The following is a 22,726-nucleotide window of genomic DNA, read 5'->3' as shown; positions in this document are numbered from 1 at the left end:
TTCCTTTCGGTGCTGAAGTGCTGAAGTGCTGGAATTGCTAAAGGGCGGAGGCTGACGGGGTCAGCGGCCAGGCCACACGGGTTGGCGCTTCTCCTGGAACGCCCGGACACCTTCAGCGGAGTCTTCGCTGTCGAGCGCGGCCATGAGGGCGGGCAAGCGAAGACCGCGCGCCTCCTTGGCCGTCAAATGCGATGTCTGCGTGACCATTTGTTTGACGGCCCGGACGGACGTGGGGGCGCAGGCCAGGATCTTGTCCACCCAGCGTTGTACCGCGGCATCGAGTTCATCGGCGGGAACCACCTCGTTGACCAAGCCCATGGACTGCATCTCCGCGGCATCGGCTTTTCGCCCGGTCAATAACATGCCCATGGCCTGCGTGTACGGGACCCTACGCACCAACTGGTGGATGCCGCCGTCGAGCGCCAAACGCCCAACACGGGGCTCCGTAAGGCCGAATTTTGCGCTGGATGCGGCGACCACGATGTCGGCACCTAGGACGATTTCCATACCGCCGCCCAGGGCATAGCCGTTGACGCGGGCAATAACCGGAACATCCAGGGTGGTGCGGAGGCTGAGGCCGCCGAAGCCGTTGGGGTCCAGGCCCGCCCAGTATTCCAGTCCAGTCTTGTCCACGGCGTCGGCGGACATGTCGGCGCCGACGCAGAAGGCACGGGAACCGGAACCGGTGACCACCACGGCCCGCACAGACGAATCGCTCTCCAGCTGTGCCCAGATCTCATTGAGCCGTGCGTGCGCGGCGCCGTCCACGGCGTTCAGGACGTGCTGGCGGTCGATTGTCACCGTTGCGACGCCGTCGGTGATGTCCAGGGCGACCTCGTCCACCCTTTCTTCCACAATGATGCTCATCGGAGGACTCCCAGCTGCTGCAGGCGTACGATGGTTTCCTTGTCGAAGCCGTTTTCCAGCAGTACCTCCACGTTGTGTTCTCCCAGGCGCGGTGCCACCCGACGGATGGACGGGGGAGTGGCGGAGAGCCGGATGGGTGCGTTCAACATCTTCACGGTGCCCACGGAAGGATGTTCGGCCTCGACGATCATGCCGTTGGCTTCAGTCTGGGCGTCTGCGAGGGCCTGCTCCAGGGTGTGGACGGGAGCGTTGAGCACCCCTTGTTCTTCCAGTTTTGCCGTCCAGTATTCGGTGGTGTTGGTGGCAAAGTGTTCACGGAAGATGGCCTGGAGGGCAGGCTTGTTCTTGAACTGCTGCTCCAGGGTTGCGAAGCCCGGCCGTTCGGTGAGGTCCTCATCGAGGTCCAGTGCATCGGAAATCCGGGCCAGGGGATCGGGCGTGAAGCCGCCCACCATGCACACGGCGCCGTCGGTCGTTTCGAAGACGCCGCTGAGGGGCATGGCTCCCCAGTTGACCTCGTAGCCGCGGTTGAGCTGCATGCAGGCCTCCTGCATCTGCAGGTGCAGCATGGAGTCGTACATGGTCACTTCCACCTTCTGGCCGAGGCCGGAGGATTCGCGGGTGCGCAGGGCCAGCAGGATGCCCTGCATGAGATGCATGCCGGTGATGTAGTCGCACAGGGTGGTGGGGTAGATGGCAGGCTTGGTGTCCTCGGACTCGCGCCGCCACATCACGCCGGAGTAGGCCTGCGCGATTGCGTCCTGTCCGCCTTTGTGGGAGTAGGGTCCTTCAGGGCCGAAGCCTGTGCCGGAAGCCCAGATGATGCCAGGGTTCTTTGCGCGCAGCTCCTCATAGCCGAAGCCCATGCGTTCCATGACGCCGGAGCGGAAGTTGCTGACCACGACGTCGGCGTCGGCCATGAGCCGGTGGAGGACTTCGCGGCCTTCCTCGGTTCGGGTGTCAACGGAGACGCTGCGCTTGTTGCGGTTGATGGAGAGGAAGATCGGATTGTCCTGGCCGTCCTGGTCCGGGAAGGAATTGCGGGAGATGTCGCCGGCGCCAGGACGTTCCACCTTGATGATGTCCGCGCCGTAGTCGCCCAGGAGTTGGGTGCAGGACGGACCCATGAACACCTGGGTGAAGTCGACGATCTTGATGCCCTCCAGCGGGAGGGCTGTTGGTTCCGGAGCCGCGGCGGCGCGGGCCGCCGTCGTGCTTTCCGTATTTTCTGCAGTCATGAGGCTCATGCCGTCACCACAGCATCCGCATCGATGGTGGCATTCGACGACGGGATGTCACCCGGGTCGGCACCTTGCCGGCGCATGCCCAATTGGATGTCCGCTGCCGCGACATCGCGGACCAGGATGTTGCTCTGGACGGCGAGGGCTGCTGCCACACCGACAGCCTGGCCCATGGCCATGCAAGGCGGAATTTCGCGCGACATCTTCTGGGCTTCGGGGGTGGCGGAGTAGTGGCGGCCGGCCACCAGGAGCTGGTCGACTTCCTTGGGCAACAGCGAGCGGTACGGGTAGTAGTAGTCGCGGCCGCGGGCCACGGTGTCGGCAAAGTGGCGGCGCTGGGTGACATCGTCCTTGGTCATGACGTACTCGCCTTGGAGAAGCCGGGTTTGCCGGACACCCATCTGGGAGGCGACATCCAGCATGTATGCGTTTTCGAAGCCGGGGAGGTTGGCCCGGACGTAATCCACGGCCTCGGAGATCCGGTCGCGGGCGGCGAACTCGGCCGCGGTCATGTCTGCCGGGTCCACGCCGTCGAAGCCGGTCATGTGCGGGGCGTTGCACCACACGACGCCTTCAATGGGCGTCTTGAGCCACCAAAGTTCCCAAGCGCCGCCGAGGATGCGCTTGATCTTGCGGTTGATGGCTCGGGCTTCCTTGGGGTTGGCCTGTTCGAAGGCTTCGGCTGCGTTGGTGTCCACGTTGCCGAGGCGGAAGACGAGGGTGGTGAGGTAGTTGTCCTTCGCGTAGCTGGCGCCGGCACGGGAGGCGACGTCGATGTCGCCGGTGGTGTCGATCACGACGTCGGCCATGAAGGCCTGCGGACCCAGTTTCGTTTCGCAGATGACGCCCTTGATCACGCCGTTGTCCACGATGGGGCGGGAGAACCAGGAGTGGAGGCGGAGGTCCACGCCGGCCTCGCGGACGAGGTCGTTGGAGACGCGCTTCCAGCCGTCGGGGTCGAACGCCGCGGCGTAGCAGATGGGCTTCGGGTTGGTGTGGGAGTGGAAGTCGAAGGTGCCGTAGCGTCCCCACTTGTTCCAGAGTTCCTCGGAGGTCTTGCGGTCATCGGCCGGCGGGACAATGGCCAGGCCCAGTTTCTGCAGGCGTTCGACGTACTCGGAGACGATGCCGGTGACGGTGATTTCCTGGCCGTTGATCATGTCGTCGAGCACCAGGACCATGCCGCCGGAGGCGAGTCCACCCAGGGATGAGTAGCGTTCCAGCAGCGTGACTTTCGCGCCGGAGCGGGCTGCGGTGACGGCAGCGGCCACACCTGCTGGGCCACCGCCAACCACCAGCACATCGGAACGGGAGATAACAGGGGCGGTGAGGTCCGCCGTCGTGGTGCTGAGTTCAAGCGAGTTCATAGTGAAGTCCTTACTTGCCGACGAAGATGCCGTTGGAGCGGCGCGCGGCGATGTAGAAAACGATGCTGAGGATGGACAGGACGGCCACGTAGACCGGGAAGATCCAGGTGAGGTTCAGAGATTGGAACCAGACCAGGAGGTAGGAGGCGGTGCCGCCGAAGACAGCCACGCCGATGCCGTAACCGAGGGCGACGCCGGTACCGCGGATGTTCTTGGGCATCAGGGAGGAGCTGACCACGTTGTAGAGGGTCATGTTGAGCACCAGGATGATCGAGCCGCCCAGGAGGACCGCTGCGAAGCCGCCGATGCCGGGCTGTACGTAGAGCAGCATGAGGAAGACGGACGGGATGGCCAGGATGCGGGTCACGAGGAACCAGCGGGACATTGCCTTGCCATCTGCGAGCTTGCCGATGACCCAGCTGCCCACCACCAGGATGACGCCGAGCACCGTGGTGAGGGCGAAGACGGCGGTGGGGTCTTCCTTGAACCCGCTGCGGGCTGCGCTGGGGAGTCCTACGTTCCACGCGTAGTTGTAGGCCTGTGCCGCGCCCACGACGAACACGATCGCCAAGACAGAGAGCCAGTGCTTGCCGACGCCCCTCCACACCGCGCGGGGAGTGTTCGTGGCCATTTCCTCTTCTTTGAGGGTCTCCGGAAGGGAGCGCCGCAGGTAGAGGACCACGAAACCGAACAGCGCGCCGATGATGAACGGAACGCGCCAGCCCCATTCGCCCATGGCGGCGCCGCCGATGACCAGGCTGCAGAGGAAGCTGACGAGGGAGGCCATGAGGATGCCGATGTTGACGTAGAAGGACATGATGCCGGCTACATAGCCTTCGCGGCCCTCGGGTGCCAGTTCAACGGCGTGGGAGGTGGAAAGCGGGGCTTCGATGCCGGTGGAGATGCCTTGGAGGACGCGGCAGGCCACCAGGATGATGCCGGCCGCTGGGCCGATGGTGGCGTAGCTCGGTGTGATCGCAATGACCAGGGTGGTTCCGGCCATGAGCATGATGGACAGGAGCATCACACGGCGCCGGCCAATGCGGTCTGCCAGCGTTCCAAGAAGGATGCCGCCGAGGGGCCGGAAAGCGAATCCGACGGCGAACACGGCCAGGGCGTTCAGCGTGGCTGACAGCGGTTCAGTGTTGGGGAAGAAGTTCGGCCCAATGAAGGCTGACAGGAGGCCGAAGACCATCCAGTCGTACCATTCCAGGGCGTTGCCGAGGCCCAGGCCCAGGAGGCCCTTGCGGACTTCGGGGCTGAACCTGCTGCGGTCAGGCGTGGTGGCTTTTGATGAGGGGACGGCATTGTCCGTTTGGATGTCCAGCATGGGATTTTCCTTACGCTTACGCCCCGGAGGGCGTGAAAGGGTATGACGCAGGAACGCCCGTTGAAGGAGGCGTCGGATGCGAAAGTGGCAAGGAGTGTCAGCGGCCACGATGATCGTGTCCGGACAGTTAAGGGAAAACGCCCAGGCCGCCTGAGGGCGGCTGCGTTACCACGCGTGTGGTGCGTTGACCCAGATGGCTACGCATACCTCTTCGTAGCTGTTCTTGTACCAGTGTGGGATCTCTGAGGAGTAGGTGATTGAGTCGCCCTCTTCAAGGCTGTAGCAGACGCCGTCCAAATAGACGTCCTTACGGCCGGAGATGATGTAGCAGAACTCTTCACCGCTGTGGGTAAAAGGGGTCGCGCTGGTGTCGTGCCCTGGGGGCGTACTGATCCACTGCGCTTCGATGCTTCCGTCCCGGTTGGGGGTGAGCAGTTCGTGGACCGCCTCACCCACCGATTCCCGGGTGACGTTTTTCAAGTTACGCCGTTCGGACCTTCTGACCACGGGTGACCTGGACTCGTCCTGGCCAATAAAGAACCTCCCTACGGGGGTGTCCAGACCGTGGGCCAGCTGCGCCAACGTGGTGAAGGAAGGGTTTGCCATGCCGCGTTCGATCTGGCTGACGATCGCTTGGCTCAGGCCGGTGATGTCCGAGAGTTGGGCCAGGGTCAGGCCCTTTGCCTTGCGCATGGTGCGCACCTTGTTCCCGACGGTTGCCAGCATTTCGCTGGTGGCCGCTGGGGCAGGAGTCTCGGTGGTCATTGCCGCGTCCTTCGTTGGGTGAGCTGACTCACACAACTATAGTGAAGATCTTTAGCGAGTCAATGGTTTTCTTCATTAAGGTGAAGAAATTTACCAAATCGGGGATTCCAGCTCGCGGGTCGTCCCGAAAACGCACTGGTCAATCTCGTTCACCTGCGGCCTAAGTTCAAGCAGATGATCGGCGTTCGGCAGCAGGCGGATGCTGATTTCCAGCTCCGTCGCCAAACGTTCCATGCAGACGGCGCCCACCATGTGGCTGGACGTTTTCAGGCTAAGGACGGCATCCATTGCGTCGTCGATGTCCACGTTGTCCAAGGCCCGATGCAGACGTGATACCCGCCAAGGCAGCAACGATACGTAGTTGCGGACGAAGGCGTCGATGATGGCCGGGTCTCCGCCGAGCTCGGCCTGGAGTCCAGCGAGGACGGTGAGATCCACCAGGGCGTCTGTGCACTCGTCATACTCAGACACCAAATCCCTCCCGCCTCGGAACAATAGATTCACGATTCAACAGTAGGACCCGTGGAACTGCCTCAGTGCCAATAATCCAAAGCTTGATGCAATCTTGAGCGGACTCAGAGGCAGTCTTGATTCCCGGACCGGAAAGTAGCTGGGAACAGAAGAAATCCCGGACCTGGAGAACCTCCAGCCGCGAATCAAGGAGAGGGAGACAGCATGGACAGTGGTGCCCGCCCGTCACCTGGGCTGATGGTGATCATCGTCTTTTGCATGACCGTCCTGCTGGGTATCGGCGGGACGGCGGCCTACTCTTTGTGGGAACAGGGCGCGCACAGTGCGGGCTCCGATCATCCCGTTGAGTCGGCCCCCTCCACTACTTCCAAGCCGTAACTGGCCGGGGATTCGAGGAAAGCCGTCAACCGGTTTTCGAGAATGGACACGTCCTTCATTTCGCATTCCCAGACCGTCAGGACCTCCCAGCCGGAAGCGCAAAGTACCGCCCGCTGTTGAGCGTCCCGTTCCCGGGTCCTGGTGCGCTTGGCCTCCCAGAACGCCGCGTTCGCTGCAGGAGCATGCCGGCCAACCTTGCAGTCATGGAAGTGCCAGAAGCAGCCGTTGACGAAAATGACCTTGCGGCGGCCGGCGAACACCAGATCGGGACGGCCGGGGAGCTTCGTCGCACCGGACTGCCCGTGCAGACGGTACCTGTAACCCTTGGCGTGCAGCAGCCTGCGGACCAGCAGCTCCGGCTTGGTGTTCTTGCCCCGGATTCTGGCCATGTTGCGGCTGCGCTGTTCCGGCGTCAGCAGATCCCGGCTCCCGCCCATAAGACCACCCTACCCAGGGAGTTTTGTACAGATAATGGGCTTATGTAGCACTTTTAGGAGCATTATCTGAACAAAAACCCGCGAGGGGGTGGCGTGAACACTCGGCCGTCCACCCCAGCGGCGTGACCTGGACCTTCATGCGCCTCCGACACGCCGGGCAATAGCGCGGCGGCTCCATCACCAACTGCTGTCGGCAGCTTTGGTGAGCGTCCGACGTCGGGCCCTCACCTCCGCAGTGGCCGCAAAAGGCGGCGTTCACAGCGTCTTCTGGAGTTCCTTGATGGGCATGTTCAGCTCCACCAGGAGGTTGAGGTCGGCGTCGGCGGGGCGGCCCAGGGTGGTGAGGTAGTTCCCGACAATCACGGCATTGATACCGCCGAGCAGGCCGTCGCGGGTCCCCAGGTCGCCGAGGGTCAGCTCGCGGCCGCCGGCGTAGCGCAGGACGGTCCGTGGCATCGCCAGTCGGAACGCCGCGATGGCGCGAAGGGCGTCCTTGCCGTCCATGATCCCCTGGTTCTCCAAGGGGGTTCCCGGACGGGGGTTGAGGAAGTTCAGGGGAACTTCGTGCGGCTCCAGGGCCGCGAGCTGGGCAGCCAGTTCGGCCCGCTGTTCCAGGGATTCCCCCATGCCGATCAAGGCACCACAGCACAGTTCCATGCCGGCGGCCTTGACCATGGCGCAGGTTTCCAGCCGTTCCTCGTAACTGTGGGTCGTGACCACCTCGGGGAAGTAGCTGCGGGCTGTCTCCAGGTTGTGGTTGTACCGGTGGACGCCCCACTCCGCCAGCTGGTCCACCTGGCGCTGGGTGAGCATACCCAAGGAGCAGGCGATATTGATGTCTACTTCCTCGTTGATGCGCTCGATCGCGAACTTGATCTGGTTCATGAGCTTGATGTCCGGGCCACGGACGGCGGCGACGATACAGAATTCGGTGGCACCCGTTGCGGCTGTTTCCTTGGCTGCTTTGACCAGTTCCGGGATATCGAGCCACACGCCGCGGACGGGGGAGTCGAACAGCCCGGATTGGCTGCAGAAGTGGCAGTCTTCGGGACAGCCGCCGGTCTTGATGGAGATGATGCCTTCCACTTCCACGTCCTCGCCGCAGTGCCGCAAGCGGACCTCGTGCGCGAGGCCAAGAGCCGCGGGGATGGCGTCGTCCGGGAGTCGCAAGATTTCGATCAGTTGGTCTTCCTCCAGGCCTTTACCGCGTTCCAAGACCTGTTCACGGGCGGTTTCGAGGATGGCGTAGCGGGCAAGTTCATGGGGCGTATGGGTCATGTCCTCGACGGTATCGGCGCAGGTGAGCGGCCGTTTTGTGGGGTGCGTACAAAGGGTGATCCGGCTTTTTGGCGCCGACGGCACGGGACGGGTGATGCAGAAGTTACAGCTGCGAAACATGGCCGTGACTGAATTGACGCGCTGCGTGACTAGCGTCGTGGACGAAGCACCCTCCCCGGACGAAAGCGACCGACGCATGAGCGACGACAAGACGAGTACCGCAATACTGGAGCCGACGACGGCGGCAAGCACCGCCGTCGGAACCGGCGCCACCGGCACATCGCCGCAAGGCAACGCCGACGCATTGAGTGCAGCGAAGGAGAGCCTGGAGGACTACACGCTCCGGTTCGCTCCGCGTTCCTACCGCAAGTGGAGTGCCGGCGTGGTGGCGACGAGTGCCCTGGGTGGCATCGCCTACTTGGCCGACTTCTCCATCGGTGCGAACATCGGGATCTCCTATGGAACGGTGAATGCGATCTTCGGCATCATCGTGGCCGCCGTGATCATCTTCGCAACCGGCTTCCCTCTGGCCTACTACGCTGCCCGCTACAACATCGACCTGGACCTCATCACCCGCGGCTCGGGCTTCGGCTACTACGGCTCGGTGGTCACCAACATCATCTTTGCGACGTTCACGTTCATTTTCTTCGCCCTTGAAGGTTCCATCATGGCCCAGGGCCTGCAACTGGGACTGGGCATCCCGCAGTGGATCGGCTACGCCGTGTCCACCATCATCATCATTCCCCTGGTGATCTACGGCATGAAGACCCTCGCCACCCTGCAGGTGTGGACCACTCCTTTGTGGCTGCTGCTGATGGTTGTTCCGGTGGGCTACCTGCTGTTGTCCCACCCTGAAAGCATCGATGCGTTCTTCGCGTTCACCGGAGCTTCGGGTGACGGCGGCCCGAACCTGGCCTCGGTGATGCTGGCGGCCGGTGTCTGCCTGTCCCTCATGGCCCAGATCGCCGAACAGATCGACTACCTCCGCTTCATGCCGCCCAAGACCGCTGAGAACAAGGGCGCCTGGTGGCGCGCGGTGATCCTCGCCGGCCCGGGCTGGGTCATCTTCGGTGCCATCAAGCAGATCATTGGCCTGTTCATCGCCATCTACCTCATCGCCAAGCTCGATCCCGCAGCCGCAGTCCACGCCAATGAACCCGTCCACCAGTTCCTGGGCGTCTATGAAGAGATGATGCCGGCCTGGTTGGCCATGACCCTGGCCGTGGTGCTGGTGGTCATCTCGCAGATCAAGATCAACGTCACCAACGCCTACTCGGGTTCGCTGGCCTGGACGAACTCCTTTACGCGTATCACCAAGAGCTACCCTGGCCGGATGGTGTTCGTGGTGGTCAACCTGGTGATCGCGCTGATCCTCATGGAGTCGAACATGTTCGACTTCCTCAACACCATCCTTGGCTTCTACGCCAACTGCGCCATGGCATGGGTTGTCACTGTGGCTTCGGACATCGCGATCAACAAGTACCTGCTGAAGATCTCGCCCAAGGTTCCAGAGTTCCGCCGCGGCATGCTCTACGCCGTGAACCCCGTGGGCTTCGTGTCGATGCTGGTTTCGGCCGGTGTCTCCATCGCAGTGTTCTTCGGGGCGTTCGGCGTCTCGGTCCAGCCGTATTCGCCCATCTTCGCCGTGGGCCTGGCACTGGTGCTGCCGCCCATCCTGGCGGTTGCCACCCGTGGCCGCTACTACCTGCGCCGCACGGACGATGGCATTGACCTTCCGATGTTCGACGCCGACGGAAACCCCAGCGACGCGAAGCTGCTGTGCCACGTGACGGGCATCGAGTTCGAACGTCCCGACATGCTTCGCTCGGCCCAGGACGGGCCCGACGGCGAACCGCAGTACATCTCGTCCCTCGCCTTGTCCACGGACAAGTCGGGCGGCCTGGTGCTCCCGGCGCAGAAGTAGCCCCCCATTCCCAACTAGGGGACAGCACATGTCCTACTGACGGGTCATTGGGACAAGAGCTGTCCCCTAGATGGGTGCACGCAGGACGCCCCGGTTCCCTTGGATGGGAGCCGGGGCGTTTCGCTGTGTTCGTTTGGTGCTGGAGGCCTACTTGTCGAAGGCGTCCTTGGCTGCATCCTTGACGTTTTCGCCAGCCTGCTTGGCCTTGGCGGCTGCCTGGTCAGCTGCACCTTCGGCCTGCAGTTTCTCGTTGTTGGTGGCGTCGCCCAAGGCTTCCTTGGCCTTGCCGGTGACTTCCTGTGCCTTGTTGCTGATCTTGTCTCCGAGTCCCATGGGATCTCCTTCGATGTAGTACCAACGCTGACAATTGCTAGGCTATCGAGCAATTCTGGGTACTTCCTGAATGTGCGCTGCTCAGGGCTTGAGGACCACTTTGATGCATCCATCTTGCTTCTTTTGGAACTTCTCGTAGAGTGCCGGCGCCTCGTCCAGGCCCCCGGTATGGGTGACCAGATGCATGACTCCCAGCGGATCGGCGTCGTCCTCCACCAGGGGGAGCAGGTCGTCGATCCAGCTGCGCACATTGCATTGACCCATGCGGAGCTGGATCTGCTTATCGAACATGGTCATCAGCGGCATGGGATCGGCCTGGCCTCCGTAGACGCCGCTAAGGGAGAGTGTGCCACCGCGACGTACTGTGTCGACGGCGGTATGGAGGGCCGCGAGCCGGTCTACGCTCATGGTCTCCATGGCCACCTGCGCCGGCTTGTCCGGTAGGAGGGACACTGCCTTATGCAGGAAGGAAGCCACCGGCGAACCGTGTGCTTCCATCCCGACGGCATCCACCACAGAGTCAGGTCCCCGGCCGAGCGTTTCCTCCCGGATCTGGCTGGCGACATCAGAACTGTAGTCCATGGTCTCCACGCCGTGGGACTCCGCCATCGCCCGGCGTTCGGGGACCGGATCGACTCCGATGACCCGGAAGCCCTTCTGGAGGCCGATCCTGGTGGCAAACTGGCCAACAGGTCCCAAGCCCAGCACCGCGAGGGTCCCACCCTCAGGAACATTGGCGTACTCCACGGCCTGCCACGCGGTGGGGAGGATGTCGGACAGGAAGAGGTAGCGTTCGTCGGGCGCATCCGAGTCGATTTTCACGGGGCCGTAATCCGCGAACGGCACCCGCAGGTACTGGGCTTGGCCTCCCGGGACGGAGCCATACAGTTCTGAATAGCCAAACAGCGCCGCGCCGGATCCCTTGGCCTTGACCTGCGTGGTTTCGCATTGGGACTGAAGCCCGCGGTTGCACATGTAGCAGTGCCCGCAGGAGATGTTGAAGGGGACCACAACCCTGTCGCCCTTTTTGAGGCGGTGCACTTCCGGGCCTACTTCTTCGACGATTCCCATGGGCTCGTGCCCAATGACGTCGCCCTTGTGCATATAGGGGCCGAGGACCTCATACAAGTGGAGGTCCGAGCCGCAGATGGCGGTGGAAGTGATGCGGACAATCGCGTCCGTGGGTTCCTGGATGGAGGGTTCGGGTACGTCGTCGACGCTGAGCGTGCGCCGGCCTTGCCATGTCACTGCTTTCACGTGTGGATCTCCCTGCTGTTGATGCCGGGGCCGGTCCCGCTCTGCTGGAGACCTTTCCAGCGAAGCAGAGATCATGTCCTCTTACAAGGCCGCCGACCCTAGACTCGATCCCGGGTGGTGCCTAGATTGAGGCCATGAGCAACGAACCCAACAAGACCGACGCGGCACCTTCGGAACCGTCCGAACCTGGGGCGACTGACGCCGTCGAACATGACAAGGGAACCGGCGACTTCACCACCGAACTGGACCCCACGTTCATCCCTGATGAGACCGGTGAAACCCCGGAAGAAAAGCGTGCCCGTGAACACCCGGAAGAGACGGGCAGCTAAAACTAGTAAGTAACCTGATAACTAGCTACCATACAAGAAGAGGCGGGACCGGAATCGTTTTGGAATGACCCGATTGGGGTACACCTCGGACACCAAGCACAGCGCGGGCTGCGAGCGGCGCCCACGGAAGTCCGCTCACCAGGGAGGTAATCCTCGTGGACACAGGACAACTGGTACTGATCATCGTCGTGGCCGTGGTGGTCATCGCAGCCGTGATCATCGCGGTGGTTGTTGGACGCCGTAAGAAGGCCGAGGTCAATCGTCGCCGGGCGGGGGAGTTGCGCGAGAAGGCCCAAGAGGAAGCCATCGGCGCTCACCAAGCCAAGGCTGAGGCTGCCCAGGCCGAGGCAAACGCCCTCCAGGCCGAAGCCGAAGCGAACCGGCTCCGGAAAGAAGCTGAACGGCACTCCGAAAAAGCCGAGGAAGCGCACGGACGCGTCGAGGAGCACCTCCGCCATGCCGACAAGCTTGACCCGAATGCCACGGCAGACCGATCCGCCGACGACGGTCACGGCACCCATGCCGGCCGCGGCCACATGGGGCGCGACGACGCCGACCGCACCAGTGACGCCGACCGCGTCAACGTCGCGGAGGGTGAGCGGCTGACGCGTGACCGCAGCAGGCGTGACGGCTCGACGCGAGAGGGTGACAGGAACCTGTAGTTTCAACGACGAAGCGGAGGTAAGGAAGTGAGTATCGTGGTGAGGCGGACAGGCCAGTCAATCCGTGCGACTGATTCGAAGATCAACCGTCATGCAGTGGACGTTGTCCTGGGTCACCTAGGCGAGATCGGACCCGCAGTGGCGGCCCTGCGTCGGGAATCGTCGCGGCTTGCCGAATGGGGCGAGGAACTGGCCAGGGCCAGGCTTCGTGGCGGCCGGGTGTTCGCCGCCGGAAGCGACGGTTCCGCCCATGAAGCACAACGCTTCGCCTCTGAACTCACCGCCCACGATGCCGCCCATGATCACGGTGGGAACCCCGGCTCCTTTAAGGCCATCGTGGCCAACAAGGATGCCGGGGAGACCATCAGCAGCCAGATTCCGTCGGTGGTCAAGCGTGGAGACATTGTGGTGCTGCTGGCTGCCAAGGGAATCACGGATGACCTCCGCGACGCCGCTGCCGCAGCCAAATCCGCAGGCGCCAAGGTGTGGGCACTGACCGGACGGGAGTCCAAGGACCTGGCGCAATCCGTCAATGAAGCAATCAACATCAACACGGACCCGCCGCACGCCGAGGAGGCGCACCTGGTGGCAGTCCTTGCCCTGTGCGAATGCTTCGACGAGTCAATGAGGGAACTGACGAAGTAGGGTGTGATCTGCACCTCACCCGGAATAGTTGCAGACGCGGCACAGTTACGCATGGTGAACCTGATTCATCCTGAAAGGAATCGCGCATGCTGTTTTCCCCCTTGGCCCTTGGCGAGCTGGAGCTTTCCAACCGATTGGTGATGGCCCCGTTGACTCGCCTGCGCGCAGGCCAGGATGGCGTTCCGAACGATCTGATCGCTGAGCACTACCGCCAGCGCGCCTCCCTGGGCCTGATCGTGAGCGAAGGAACCTACCCTGCCCGTGCCGGTCAGTCCTACCCCGGCCAGCCCGGTCTCGTCACAGATGAGCAGGTCGCTGGCTGGAAGAAGGTCACTGACGCAGTCCACGCCGAGGGTGGCCGCATGTTCGCCCAGATCATGCACGGCGGACGCGTGTCGCACGCCGACATCACCGGTGGCCACGAAATTGTCGGCCCCAGCGCCGTCGCCATCGATGGCGAGGTCCGCACCCCCAACGGCAAGCAGGCCTACCCGGTGCCGCGCGAACTGCGCACCGACGAACTGCCCGGAGTGATCCAGGAAATCGTCACCGCCTCCAAGAATGCGATTGAGGCAGGCTTCGACGGCGTTGAACTCCACTCCGCCAACGGCTACCTCCTGCATGAATTCCTTGCCCCGAACTCCAATGTCCGTACCGACAGCTACGGTGGTTCCCCGGAAAACCGTGCACGGTTCGTCATCGAGACGGTCAACGCCGTGGTGGAGGCCTTGGGCGCCAACCGTGTGGGTATCCGGATTTCCCCGGAGCACAACGTCCAGGGAATCGCCGAAACGGATGCCGCTGATGTCCGGGCCACGTACGAGGTTCTGGTGGACTCCATTGCACCACTCAACCTGGCGTACCTGAGCATCCTGCACCACGAGCCCAAGGGATCCCTGGTCCAGGACCTCCGTGAACGTTTCAACGGAACTTTCCTGGTGAACACCGGCTTCAGCGAGATCACCACCCGCGACGACGCCTTCGCCATCATCGAAGAAGGCCTCGCTGACGCCGTCGTGGTTGGCCGCCCGGCCATCGCCAACCCCGATCTGGCCCGTCGCTGGCGTGACAGCCTGCCGCTGAACGAGCCCAACCCGGCCACGTTCTACGCTGACGGCGCCGAGGGCTACACGGACTACCCGTTCTACGCGAACTAACAGCAGCAAAAGCACGACGTCGGCGCGCCTTTTCCCGAATGGCGACTGCCGACGTCGTGCTTTAACCTCCCAAGCCGGGCGGAATGTGACGTCGTCTCCTTACCGGCCGACGGCCAGCGTTCCTATAGGATTTGTGGCATGTCTGAACCTTCGCCGGCAGTTGCCCGCCCCGGCTTTCCTGTCAGTCGCCAAGTTCTGGCGGACCACGTGTATGAAGCGTTGCTCGAATGGCTCATGGATGGCCGTTTGAAACCGGGAGCTGCCGTCAGCATCGACGGGATGGCGCGGGAACTGGATGTCTCGCCGACACCAGTGCGGGAGGCGCTGGCCCGGCTGGAGCACACGGGCATGGTTCGTCGCGTCGCACTCAAGGGGTACCGGGTTGCTCCGGTTTTCACTCGCGAGGACTTTGCTGAACTCATGGAAGCGCGGCTTTCGATTGAACCAGTGAATGCCAGGCTGGCATGTTCGCGGATGACGCAGGAGGGCCTCGATGCCCTGAAGCAGGCTGTGGAGGACTTGAAGACGGCTCCGAGGGGTGGAACGTTCGCCGAATACCGGAGCTATCTCGAGGCGGACGAACGGTTTCACCAGCTCATCGCCGCCCAGGCCAACAACCAATTCCTCCTGGCGGCATACAACACCCTGGGCGGGCAGGTCCAGCGTTTCCGCTTGTTCGGGGGAGTGGGCATTACTGATGCCGAGCAGGCGATCTCCGAGCATCAAGCCGTGCTGGACGCCCTGACGGGCGGCGATCCGGAAAAGGCGGCACAGGCAATGGTCGCCCACGTGGAGAACGTCCGGGGGCGGGCAATGGCTGACGCGCCCGAGGAATAGTCATCTGCCAAGCAAGGCTCGCCGGACACACCGGCGGGCCTTTTTTGTGACCCTCTTCACGAACATATGTAAGACATATAGGATGCAGGAAGTTTCCGAAAAGGCTTGACAGTTCCTTCGTGTTCGTAAATCCTATAGGAAACAGGATTCCACGAAGGAGTGATCATCATGGCGTATACCGCCGAGAATTGGCCCATCACCGCGGCCCTCCTGCAGTTCCCCGGCACCGACCACACGGGCAAGGACATCAACGACGCCGATGCTTCCGTCTGGGCCGACGTCCTCCAGGAAGTCAAGGACGCGGGTTTCGCCAACGCAGACCTCACCGACAGCTGGGTGCGTCCGGGCGATCTCAGCAAGGAACGCCTCGCAGAGTTCAAGCAGACCGCCGAGCACGTAGGCATCGGGACGCCGGTCATCTCAGCCATCCGCCGCAGCGTCATCCACACCACGGATTGGGCCGGGAACCTCGCCTACAGCCACCGGACCATCGACGCCGCCGCCGAACTCGGCTGCGAGGTGGTCTCGATCGGCCTCCACCAGGCCATTACGCCGGAGCAGCAGAAACAGCTGTGGTTCTGGACCGTGGAGGGATACAAGGACCCCGTGGGGGACAAGGAAGCATGGGGCAACGCCGTCTCCCGCATCCGTGAGCTCGGCCAGCACGCTGCCGAGGCCGGGATCCTGCTGTCCCTGGAGATGTATGAGGACACGTACCTCGGCACCTCCGACTCTTCCGTCCAATTGGTACAGGACATCGGCCTGGACAACGTTGGCCTCAACCCGGACCTTGGCAACCTCATCCGACTTCACCGGCCCATCGAGGACTGGCGCGAAATGGTGGCCAAGACCCTGCCATATTCCAACTACTGGCACATGAAGAACTACATCCGCGATGAGGACGTAGCCCGCGACAGCTACATCACCATGCCCGCCCCCATGGAAAGCGGACTCATCAACTACCGTGAAGCCTTCAAGTTTGCGCTGTCCGTGGGCTTCCAGGGCATCCTCTGCACCGAACACTACGGTGGCGACGGGCTCAGCGTGACGGCCAGCAACCAGGAGTACCTCCGCCGCCACGTCCTGCCCAAGACCGAGGGCTACGCGCTGGGCACAAGCCAGGTCGCACAGGGTCGCCAGCAGCCGGCTGCAGAGTTGGCAGGAGCGGTGAAGTGACGCGGATTTTCGATAATGCGGCGGACTTTGCCGACGAAGCCCTGGATGGTTTCGTTGCAGCCAACCGCTCGTACGTAGCCAGGGTGGACGGCGGCGTGGTGCGCTCCACTGAGGTACCTGCAGGCCAGGTAGCGCTGGTGGTTGGTGGAGGGTCCGGACATTACCCGGCCTTTGCCGGGCTCGTCGGTCCGGGCCTGGCTGCAGGCTCGGCGTGCGGGAACATGTTCGCCTCTCCCGCAGCAGGCCAGGTGTACCGCGTGGCCAAGGCCGCCAATGCAGGCGGCGGTGTGCTGCTGAGCTACGGTAACTACGCCGGCGACGTCCTGCACTTCGGCCAGGCGCAGCTTCGGCTCAATGCCGAGGGCATCGAAACCCGCACCGTCACCGTTACGGATGACATTGCCAGCGCTCCGATCGAACAGCTGGAAAAGCGCCGCGGCATTGCCGGAGACCTCACCGTTTTCAAGATCGCAGGAGCCGCCGCAGAAGCGGGACTGGACCTTGACGGCGTCGAGCGTTTGGCCATCAAGACCAACTACCGCACGCGCTCCCTCGGCGTGGCCTTTGACGGCTGCACGCTGCCGGGCGCCAAGGACCCGCTGTTCCACGTTCCCGCGGGGCAGATGTCCCTCGGCTTGGGCATTCACGGCGAACCCGGGATCTCTGAACACCCCATGCCCACGGCATCCGAACTCGCCGAACTCCTGGTGTCGAAGCTGCTGGCTGACAAGCCCGAGGACGCAGGAGACCGCGTGGTGGCCATCGTCAACGGGCTTGGAACCGTCAAGTACGACGAACTCTTCCTGCTGTTCGGCAAGATCGAGAAGCTCCTGGCAGCTGCCGGGCTGACGGTCGTCGAGCCCGAGTGCGGGGAGCTGGTGACCAGCCTGGACATGTCAGGCCTGTCGCTGACGCTCCTGTGGCTGGACGAGGAACTGGAACAGTACTGGTCCGCGCCCGCCGACACCCCCGCTTTCCGCAAGGGCAGCATGGCACCCCGCGCGGCGCGCACCACGGCGTTGACCGACGCCGCCGAAGCCTCCGACGTCGAGCAGACCACCCGGGCCGCGGCGGAACTTGGGGAGCAGGCCGTGGCGATCCTCGCCCAGGTGAGGGACGTCGTCGTCGAGCATGAAGAAGAACTCGGCAAACTGGACGCCATTGCCGGCGATGGCGACCACGGTATCGGCATGCGCCGCGGGGTCGACGCAGCCGCTGCTGCTGGGAAAGCCGCCGGCGGTTCGTCGGTGGCGCGGGTGCTGGCCAGTGCCGGCGAGGCCTGGAGCGAGCGTGCCGGCGGCACCTCGGGAGCCTTGTGGGGTTCGGCCGTCATTGCGGCCGGGCAAGCGCTCGGAAACCGGGACTTCTACAACGCCGAGGACGCAGCCGCTGCGGTGAAAGCCTTCGCCGGTGCCATCACCGAACTCGGCAAAGCGGAGCCGGGCGACAAAACCATGGTGGACGCGCTCCTTCCGTTCCGCGATGCCTTCCTGGCAGAGCTCGACGGCGGTGCTCCCGTTGACAGGGCGCTGGCAGTTGCGGCTGCGGCGGCCGAGTCCGCTGCCGCGAAAACCGCGGAGCTCCGGCCACTGAAGGGCCGGGCACGTCCCCTTGCCGAGAAGAGCCTCGGCCACGCGGATCCCGGCGCTGTGTCCTTCGGACTGATCGCCGCACGGATCTCGCAGTTCATCGATTCACAACTTGCCGCTGCAACCACCGCTGCACCGGCTGGAAACGGAGCCTAAGAATGAGCAACACCCAAGGCTGGCGCATCGTCGTCGGCAATGACGAGGCCGGCGTGGAATACAAGAATGCCCTCCTGGCGCTGTTGGAAGCTGACCCGCGTGTTGCGTCGGTGACCGACGTCGGCGTGGGCCCGGACGATTCCACGGCCTACCCGCACGTCGCCGTCGATGCCGCCCGCAAGGTGGCCGAAGGCGAAGCAGACCGGGCGCTGCTGATCTGCGGCACGGGACTTGGCGTAGCCATCGCGGCAAACAAGGTTCCCGGCATCCGCGCCGTCACGGCCCACGATTCCTACTCCGTGGAACGTTCCGTCCTGAGCAACAATGCCCAGGTCCTGACCCTCGGCCAGCGCGTCATCGGACTGGAATTGGCCAAAAAGCTGGTGGGCGAATGGCTTGGACACCGTTTTGACGAGAATTCCGCCTCCGCCGCAAAGGTGGACGCCATCTGCTCTTACGAACCCGACTACACAAAGGCGGTCTGATCAATGACTACACCAGAAAACCAAGCCCGGAAGATCGCCGTCGTCGGCTCCGGCTACATGGGCGGCGGCATCGCCCAGGTCCTGGCGCTCGGTGGCGCCCGCGTTGCCCTGGCCGACGTTTCTGCCGAGGTAGCGCAGAAGAACTACGAGCGTTTGCTGGAAGAGTCGGAGCAGTTCATCGCCGACGGCCTCTTCCCGGAGGGTTCCACGGAGATCCTCAAGCAGAACCTGTGGGCTGCAAAGGACATCGAGGAAGCCGTTGCGGACGCTGACTTCATCGAGGAGTGCGTTCCCGAGGTCCTGGAAATCAAGCACCAGACCCTCGCCCGGATCAGTGCGGCAGCCCGCCCGGACGCCCTGATCGGCTCCAACACGTCCACCATCTCCATTGCTGCCCTGGCCGAGGCCGTCACCAACCCGGAACGCTTCCTGGGCGTGCACTTTTCCAACCCCTCGCCGTTCATTCCCGGCGTCGAGGTCATCCCGCACGCGGGCACCTCGGCCGCTACGGTCTCGGCGTCCTGTGACTTGGTCCACGCCGCCGGCAAGCAGACCGCCGTCGTCAAGGATGTCACCGGTTTCGTGCTGAACCGCCTGCAGTACGCGTTGTTCCACGAGGCGGCGCAGCTGGTGGAGCAAGGAATCGCAACAGCGGACGACGTCGACACCCTGGTCCGTACGACGTTCGGCTTCCGCCTGCCGTTCTTCGGGCCGTTCGCCATCGCCGACATGGCTGGACTGGATGTCTACAACTTCTGCTACAAGTCGCTGCAGACCGGCTTCCCGGAGCGTTTTGCGACGCCGAAGATCCTCTCCGACCTGGTCGAGGCCGGCAAGCTCGGCACGAAGACCGGCGCGGGCTTCCTCAACGTTCCCGCCGAGCGGACCCCGGAACTCATCGCCTACCGCAACAAGGCCTACGTCGCCATGCAGAAGCTCATTGAAGAGCTCGGCCCGGCACCCATCAACTAACAGGAGAAACACATGACTTTCCCCGCATCACGGACGGCAATCGTTACCGGAGCTGTCTCCGAACGTGGCATTGGCCGCGCGACCGTCAACTACTTGGCCGCCCAGGGCTGGAACATCGGTATCATCGACCTCGATGATGCCGCCTGCAAGGCCGCTGCCAAGGAAATCGCCGCAGAATACGGAGTCCAGGCACACGGCGTAGGCGCCAACGTAGCCAGCGAAGCCGAGGTCCGCGCAGCCATCGACGAGTTGGAAAACGAGCTGCCGCAGATTGTGGCCTTGGCCAACGTTGCCGGCGTCAGCTCGCCCATCGGGTACCTGGAACTCGAACCCGCCGAATGGGAGCGGGTCCTGAGCATCAACCTCAACGGTGTCCATTACGCCACCCGGCGCGTGGCTGAGTCAATGGTTAAGAACCGCGTAGGCCGCATCGTCAACATCTCCTCCGTTTCGGCGCAGCGCGGCGGTGGTACCTTCTCGAAGACCCCGTACTCGGTTGCCAAGGCAGGCGTTATTGGCCTCACCCGCGCGACAGCCCGCGAGCTGGGGGAGTACGACATCACCGTCAACGCGATTTCGCCCGGCCCCATCGACACCGACATCATGGGCGGCACGTTGAGCGAGGAGCGCAAGGACGAACTGGTCAAGGACCTCGTGGTGAACCGCGTCGGCTCCACCCGTGACATCGCCGCAGCCATCGCCTTCCTCATCAGCGAGGACTCCGGATACATCTCCGGCCAGACGCTGAATGTGGACGGCGGGTTGTACATGCACTAGGGCCTTCGTCGATGAAGACCTGGACCCGAGAACGGAAGATCTACCTTGCCGTGGGCGTGCTCGCCTGCGCCGTGGGCCTGGTGCTCATTCTCTTCCCGCGCTGATAACCCGCTTTGGTTATCCCCAACTGACTACTCAAAGAGGAGTTTCAATGTCCGTCGCATCAACTTCCACCAAGGAGTTGCTGGATTCGCCGGTTTTGAAGTCGGCAATATCCAAGGCTTCATTCAGGCTGATGCCCATGCTGGTCATTCTGTACGTGGTGGCCTTCCTTGACCGCACCAACGTTGGTTTTGCCGAAGCCGCCCTTGGGGTGGACAAGGGCATCACTGCCGGGGCCTACGCGCTCGGTGCCGGTATCTTCTTCATCGGCTACGCGTTGTTCGAGATCCCCAGCAACCTTCTGCTCACCAAGTTTGGTGCCAAAATGTGGCTGGCACGCATCGCCGTCACGTGGGGCATCGTGTCGGCCTGCTTCGCGTTCGTGCAAGGCGAAGTCTCGTTCATCATCCTCCGCTTCCTGCTTGGCGTGACCGAGGCCGGATTGTTCCCGGGCGTGATCATGTTCCTGGCGGCCTGGTTCCCCAACAAGGTACGCGTGAAGATGTTCGCCATCTTCTACCTGGCACAGCCGTTCTCGCAGATGATCGGTGCGCCGCTGTCCGGTTGGCTGATCAACATCGGCGACCAGGTTCCGGGCGTAGCTGGTTGGCAGGTCATGTTCTTCGTTGAAGGCATGCTGGCTGTGCTGGCCGGTATTGCGGCCTTCTTCTTCCTGATCAACAGCCCGCAGGACGCGAAGTTCCTGAGCAAGGAAGAAAAGGGAGCCCTCACCGATGTCATGGCCCTCGAGGACACGGTGAAGGAAGAATCCGGTCCCCGCGGCGTCCTGGCCTCGATGCGGAACGGCAAGGTCTGGTACTTCACCATCATCTACTTCTGCCTGCAGATCGCGGTGTACGGCGTGACGTTCTACCTTCCGCAGCAGGTGTCCCAGCTGACCGGCCAAAAGGTTGGACTCGCCGTCGGACTCCTGACCGCCATCCCGTGGTTCTTCGGCATCTTTGCCTGCTTCTTCATTGGAAAGGCAGCAAACACGGTCCTGCGCCGGCGTCGCTGGGGTACGGCGTTGTTCGTCTCCACGGGCCTGTGCATCTTCGGTTCCGCTTGGGCCGGGGCCAACCACCAGCCGACGCTTGGCATCATCTTCATCACCCTGGCGGTGTGCAGCTTCCTCGCGATCGGTCCCATCGCCTGGTCCTACCCGACGGCGTTCCTCACCGGAACGGCCGCAGCGGCCGGTATCGGCCTCATCAACTCCCTGGGTAACCTGGGTGGTTTCGTCGCACCGATCCTGCGCACCTCGGTCAACGAGATGACTGCGTCGGACACCGGAACCATGGGTGTGTACGCCCTGGGTGTTCTGCCCTTCCTCGCAGCCATCATGATGTTCGGAACGCGCGCCTTCACCAACAAAGCCGATGAGCTGCTGGACAAGTGATGCTGTTGGACACTGACGCCTTGTATGTAGGAGTCAGCACCAAGATGTACATGGGCTACGCGCAATCGTTGGCGTGGCTGGAGCAGTTGGTGAAAGAAGTGGACGCCCGTCCGGCCCTCGCGGCCGGGCGGGTGGTCCCGTTTGTCATCCCTTCCTTCCCGGTTCTTCCTGCGGCGGCAGACCTTGTGGCGGAGTCGCCGCTGCTTCTGGGGGCGCAGAACTGCGGGTGGTCGGACGGTCCGTGGACCGGTGAGGTGGCTCCGTCGATGCTCGCCGAACTCGGCGTCGGGTTGGTGGAAATCGGGCACGCCGAACGCCGGCGGTGGTTCGGCGAGTCTGACGCGATGATCGCGCGCAAAGTGGACGCCGCCGTCGAATCCGGCGTGACGCCGTTGCTGTGCGTGGGGGAGAACGAGGAGTCAGCCCCGGAGGTCGCCGCCGAAATTGTCTTCGAACAGATCAGCGCCGCGGTGTCCGGTGACTGGTCCTTGGCCGCGAGGCTCGTTATTGCCTATGAGCCTGTGTGGGCGATCGGCGCACCCGAACCTGCCTCGGCAGGGTATGTCTCAGCGGTGGTTGGCGCGCTGCGCGCTGCCCTGGGGCAGCACGGCTTGTCGGGGCTGCCGGTGATCTACGGGGGCTCAGCGAAGCCGGGCCTCCTGCCGCAGCTTTCGGGCGTTTCCGGGCTCTTCCTGGGCCGCTTCGCGCACGAGGCCGCGAACTTCGGCCGGGTCCTGGACGAAGCCCTCGCCCTCCCCAACCAAGCAGCCCAACCAGGGGACAGCTAACGTC

The 22,726-nt window shown here is 63.3% G+C and carries 24 protein-coding genes; 13 read left to right on the top strand and 11 right to left on the bottom strand.

The features are described 5' to 3' along the window. Positions 1-60: 60 nt before the first annotated feature. From PQ627_RS15360 to bioB, 9 genes are all read right to left on the bottom strand, one after another. Positions 61-867 carry an enoyl-CoA hydratase-related protein gene (locus PQ627_RS15360; RefSeq protein WP_274262368.1) on the bottom strand — a complete coding sequence of 269 codons (807 nt, stop codon included), beginning with the start codon at positions 865-867 and terminating at the stop codon, positions 61-63. Beyond that, entirely contained in the window at positions 864-2,105 is a 1,242-nt protein-coding gene (locus PQ627_RS15355) for a CaiB/BaiF CoA transferase family protein (protein WP_397321071.1), read from the bottom strand. Before PQ627_RS15355 ends, PQ627_RS15360 begins: the two co-directional genes overlap by 4 nt. A gap of 5 nt (positions 2,106-2,110) precedes the next feature. Further along, positions 2,111-3,475, bottom strand: coding sequence for an FAD-dependent oxidoreductase (locus tag PQ627_RS15350; protein WP_274262367.1), 1,365 nt, complete (start codon positions 3,473-3,475; stop codon positions 2,111-2,113). Between the two features lie 10 nt (positions 3,476-3,485). Further along, positions 3,486-4,805: an MFS transporter gene (locus PQ627_RS15345; protein WP_274262366.1), complete on the bottom strand. Its 1,320-nt coding sequence runs from the start codon at positions 4,803-4,805 to the stop codon at positions 3,486-3,488. Between the two features lie 165 nt (positions 4,806-4,970). After that, positions 4,971-5,570 carry a helix-turn-helix domain-containing protein gene (locus PQ627_RS15340; protein ID WP_274262365.1) on the bottom strand — a complete coding sequence of 200 codons (600 nt, stop codon included), beginning with the start codon at positions 5,568-5,570 and terminating at the stop codon, positions 4,971-4,973. A gap of 90 nt (positions 5,571-5,660) precedes the next feature. Beyond that, positions 5,661-6,041: an Hpt domain-containing protein gene (locus PQ627_RS15335; RefSeq protein ID WP_274262364.1), complete on the bottom strand. Its 381-nt coding sequence runs from the start codon at positions 6,039-6,041 to the stop codon at positions 5,661-5,663. Positions 6,042-6,376: 335 nt separating this feature from the next. After that, the gene (locus tag PQ627_RS15330; RefSeq protein WP_274262363.1) at positions 6,377-6,856 is read right to left on the bottom strand and encodes a very short patch repair endonuclease; all 480 of its coding nucleotides are present in this window, start codon (positions 6,854-6,856) and stop codon (positions 6,377-6,379) included. A 40-nt stretch (positions 6,857-6,896) separates the two neighbouring features. Then, entirely contained in the window at positions 6,897-7,115 is a 219-nt protein-coding gene (gene bsaP / locus PQ627_RS20030) for a biotin synthase auxiliary protein BsaP (protein ID WP_443192762.1), read from the bottom strand. Continuing rightward, on the bottom strand, positions 7,112-8,134 hold the full coding sequence (gene bioB / locus PQ627_RS15325) for a biotin synthase BioB (RefSeq protein WP_274262362.1): 1,023 nt from the start codon (positions 8,132-8,134) through the stop codon (positions 7,112-7,114). The genes bsaP and bioB overlap by 4 nt, the downstream gene beginning before the upstream one ends. 196 nt (positions 8,135-8,330) lie before the next feature. On the opposite strand from bioB, the gene PQ627_RS15320 reads away from it, so the two are divergent. Next, positions 8,331-10,058, top strand: coding sequence for a purine-cytosine permease family protein (locus PQ627_RS15320; protein WP_274262395.1), 1,728 nt, complete (start codon positions 8,331-8,333; stop codon positions 10,056-10,058). Positions 10,059-10,205: 147 nt separating this feature from the next. On the opposite strand, the gene PQ627_RS15315 is transcribed toward PQ627_RS15320, so the two are convergent. Continuing rightward, positions 10,206-10,391, bottom strand: a complete 186-nt coding sequence (locus PQ627_RS15315) for a CsbD family protein (RefSeq protein ID WP_274262361.1) — start codon at positions 10,389-10,391, stop codon at positions 10,206-10,208. A gap of 81 nt (positions 10,392-10,472) precedes the next feature. After that, the gene (locus PQ627_RS15310; protein WP_274262360.1) at positions 10,473-11,648 is read right to left on the bottom strand and encodes a zinc-dependent alcohol dehydrogenase; all 1,176 of its coding nucleotides are present in this window, start codon (positions 11,646-11,648) and stop codon (positions 10,473-10,475) included. Between the two features lie 134 nt (positions 11,649-11,782). Here PQ627_RS15310 and PQ627_RS15305 point away from each other — a divergent pair, with 134 nt between their 5' ends. The 12 genes from PQ627_RS15305 (at position 11,783) to PQ627_RS15250 (ending at position 22,722) form a co-directional block, all read left to right on the top strand. After that, entirely contained in the window at positions 11,783-11,977 is a 195-nt protein-coding gene (locus PQ627_RS15305; protein WP_274262359.1) for a hypothetical protein, read from the top strand. 155 nt (positions 11,978-12,132) lie between these two features. After that, entirely contained in the window at positions 12,133-12,639 is a 507-nt protein-coding gene (locus PQ627_RS15300) for a hypothetical protein (protein ID WP_274262358.1), read from the top strand. A 60-nt stretch (positions 12,640-12,699) separates the two neighbouring features. Further along, a complete protein-coding gene (locus tag PQ627_RS15295) occupies positions 12,700-13,284 on the top strand; it encodes an SIS domain-containing protein (protein WP_400371946.1) in 585 nt (194 codons plus the stop codon). Between the two features lie 86 nt (positions 13,285-13,370). Further along, positions 13,371-14,441, top strand: coding sequence for an alkene reductase (locus PQ627_RS15290; protein ID WP_274262356.1), 1,071 nt, complete (start codon positions 13,371-13,373; stop codon positions 14,439-14,441). 138 nt (positions 14,442-14,579) lie between these two features. After that, complete coding sequence (locus PQ627_RS15285; protein WP_144662479.1) at positions 14,580-15,278, top strand: GntR family transcriptional regulator; 699 nt, start codon at positions 14,580-14,582, stop codon at positions 15,276-15,278. A gap of 168 nt (positions 15,279-15,446) precedes the next feature. Next, positions 15,447-16,454, top strand: a complete 1,008-nt coding sequence (locus PQ627_RS15280; protein WP_274262355.1) for a sugar phosphate isomerase/epimerase family protein — start codon at positions 15,447-15,449, stop codon at positions 16,452-16,454. Further along, entirely contained in the window at positions 16,451-18,199 is a 1,749-nt protein-coding gene (dhaL, locus tag PQ627_RS15275; RefSeq protein ID WP_274262354.1) for a dihydroxyacetone kinase subunit DhaL, read from the top strand. Before PQ627_RS15280 ends, dhaL begins: the two co-directional genes overlap by 4 nt. A 2-nt stretch (positions 18,200-18,201) precedes the next feature. Continuing rightward, entirely contained in the window at positions 18,202-18,684 is a 483-nt protein-coding gene (locus PQ627_RS15270; protein ID WP_144662477.1) for a ribose-5-phosphate isomerase, read from the top strand. A gap of 3 nt (positions 18,685-18,687) precedes the next feature. Next, the gene (locus tag PQ627_RS15265) at positions 18,688-19,656 is read left to right on the top strand and encodes a 3-hydroxyacyl-CoA dehydrogenase family protein (protein WP_274262353.1); all 969 of its coding nucleotides are present in this window, start codon (positions 18,688-18,690) and stop codon (positions 19,654-19,656) included. Positions 19,657-19,668: 12 nt separating this feature from the next. After that, on the top strand, positions 19,669-20,433 hold the full coding sequence (locus PQ627_RS15260; protein WP_274262352.1) for an SDR family NAD(P)-dependent oxidoreductase: 765 nt from the start codon (positions 19,669-19,671) through the stop codon (positions 20,431-20,433). A 151-nt stretch (positions 20,434-20,584) separates the two neighbouring features. Then, positions 20,585-21,934: an MFS transporter gene (locus tag PQ627_RS15255; protein WP_144662474.1), complete on the top strand. Its 1,350-nt coding sequence runs from the start codon at positions 20,585-20,587 to the stop codon at positions 21,932-21,934. Further along, positions 21,934-22,722, top strand: coding sequence for a triose-phosphate isomerase family protein (locus PQ627_RS15250; RefSeq protein ID WP_274262351.1), 789 nt, complete (start codon positions 21,934-21,936; stop codon positions 22,720-22,722). The genes PQ627_RS15255 and PQ627_RS15250 overlap by 1 nt, the downstream gene beginning before the upstream one ends. The last annotated feature ends 4 nt before the right edge of the window (positions 22,723-22,726 follow it).

The organism is Paenarthrobacter sp. AB444, assembly GCF_028736865.1.
GTDB lineage: Bacteria > Actinomycetota > Actinomycetes > Actinomycetales > Micrococcaceae > Arthrobacter > Arthrobacter nicotinovorans_B.
This window is presented reverse-complemented; position numbering and strand designations above follow the sequence as displayed.

What these genes read in the sequence shown, in the direction of transcription:
- PQ627_RS15360 (WP_274262368.1), bottom strand. Translation starts at nt 867, where the DNA reads ATGAGCATCATTGTGGAAGAAAGGGTGGACGAGGTCGCCCTGGACATC.
- PQ627_RS15355 (WP_397321071.1), bottom strand. Translation starts at nt 2,105, where the DNA reads ATGACTGCAGAAAATACGGAAAGCACGACGGCGGCCCGCGCCGCCGCG.
- PQ627_RS15350 (WP_274262367.1), bottom strand. Translation starts at nt 3,475, where the DNA reads ATGAACTCGCTTGAACTCAGCACCACGACGGCGGACCTCACCGCCCCT.
- PQ627_RS15345 (WP_274262366.1), bottom strand. Translation starts at nt 4,805, where the DNA reads ATGCTGGACATCCAAACGGACAATGCCGTCCCCTCATCAAAAGCCACC.
- PQ627_RS15340 (WP_274262365.1), bottom strand. Translation starts at nt 5,570, where the DNA reads ATGACCACCGAGACTCCTGCCCCAGCGGCCACCAGCGAAATGCTGGCA.
- PQ627_RS15330 (WP_274262363.1), bottom strand. Translation starts at nt 6,856, where the DNA reads ATGGGCGGGAGCCGGGATCTGCTGACGCCGGAACAGCGCAGCCGCAAC.
- bioB (WP_274262362.1), bottom strand. Translation starts at nt 8,134, where the DNA reads ATGACCCATACGCCCCATGAACTTGCCCGCTACGCCATCCTCGAAACC.
- PQ627_RS15320 (WP_274262395.1), top strand. Translation starts at nt 8,331, where the DNA reads ATGAGCGACGACAAGACGAGTACCGCAATACTGGAGCCGACGACGGCG.
- PQ627_RS15315 (WP_274262361.1), bottom strand. Translation starts at nt 10,391, where the DNA reads ATGGGACTCGGAGACAAGATCAGCAACAAGGCACAGGAAGTCACCGGC.
- PQ627_RS15305 (WP_274262359.1), top strand. Translation starts at nt 11,783, where the DNA reads ATGAGCAACGAACCCAACAAGACCGACGCGGCACCTTCGGAACCGTCC.
- PQ627_RS15290 (WP_274262356.1), top strand. Translation starts at nt 13,371, where the DNA reads ATGCTGTTTTCCCCCTTGGCCCTTGGCGAGCTGGAGCTTTCCAACCGA.
- PQ627_RS15285 (WP_144662479.1), top strand. Translation starts at nt 14,580, where the DNA reads ATGTCTGAACCTTCGCCGGCAGTTGCCCGCCCCGGCTTTCCTGTCAGT.
- PQ627_RS15280 (WP_274262355.1), top strand. Translation starts at nt 15,447, where the DNA reads ATGGCGTATACCGCCGAGAATTGGCCCATCACCGCGGCCCTCCTGCAG.
- PQ627_RS15270 (WP_144662477.1), top strand. Translation starts at nt 18,202, where the DNA reads ATGAGCAACACCCAAGGCTGGCGCATCGTCGTCGGCAATGACGAGGCC.
- PQ627_RS15265 (WP_274262353.1), top strand. Translation starts at nt 18,688, where the DNA reads ATGACTACACCAGAAAACCAAGCCCGGAAGATCGCCGTCGTCGGCTCC.
- PQ627_RS15260 (WP_274262352.1), top strand. Translation starts at nt 19,669, where the DNA reads ATGACTTTCCCCGCATCACGGACGGCAATCGTTACCGGAGCTGTCTCC.
- PQ627_RS15255 (WP_144662474.1), top strand. Translation starts at nt 20,585, where the DNA reads ATGTCCGTCGCATCAACTTCCACCAAGGAGTTGCTGGATTCGCCGGTT.
- PQ627_RS15250 (WP_274262351.1), top strand. Translation starts at nt 21,934, where the DNA reads ATGCTGTTGGACACTGACGCCTTGTATGTAGGAGTCAGCACCAAGATG.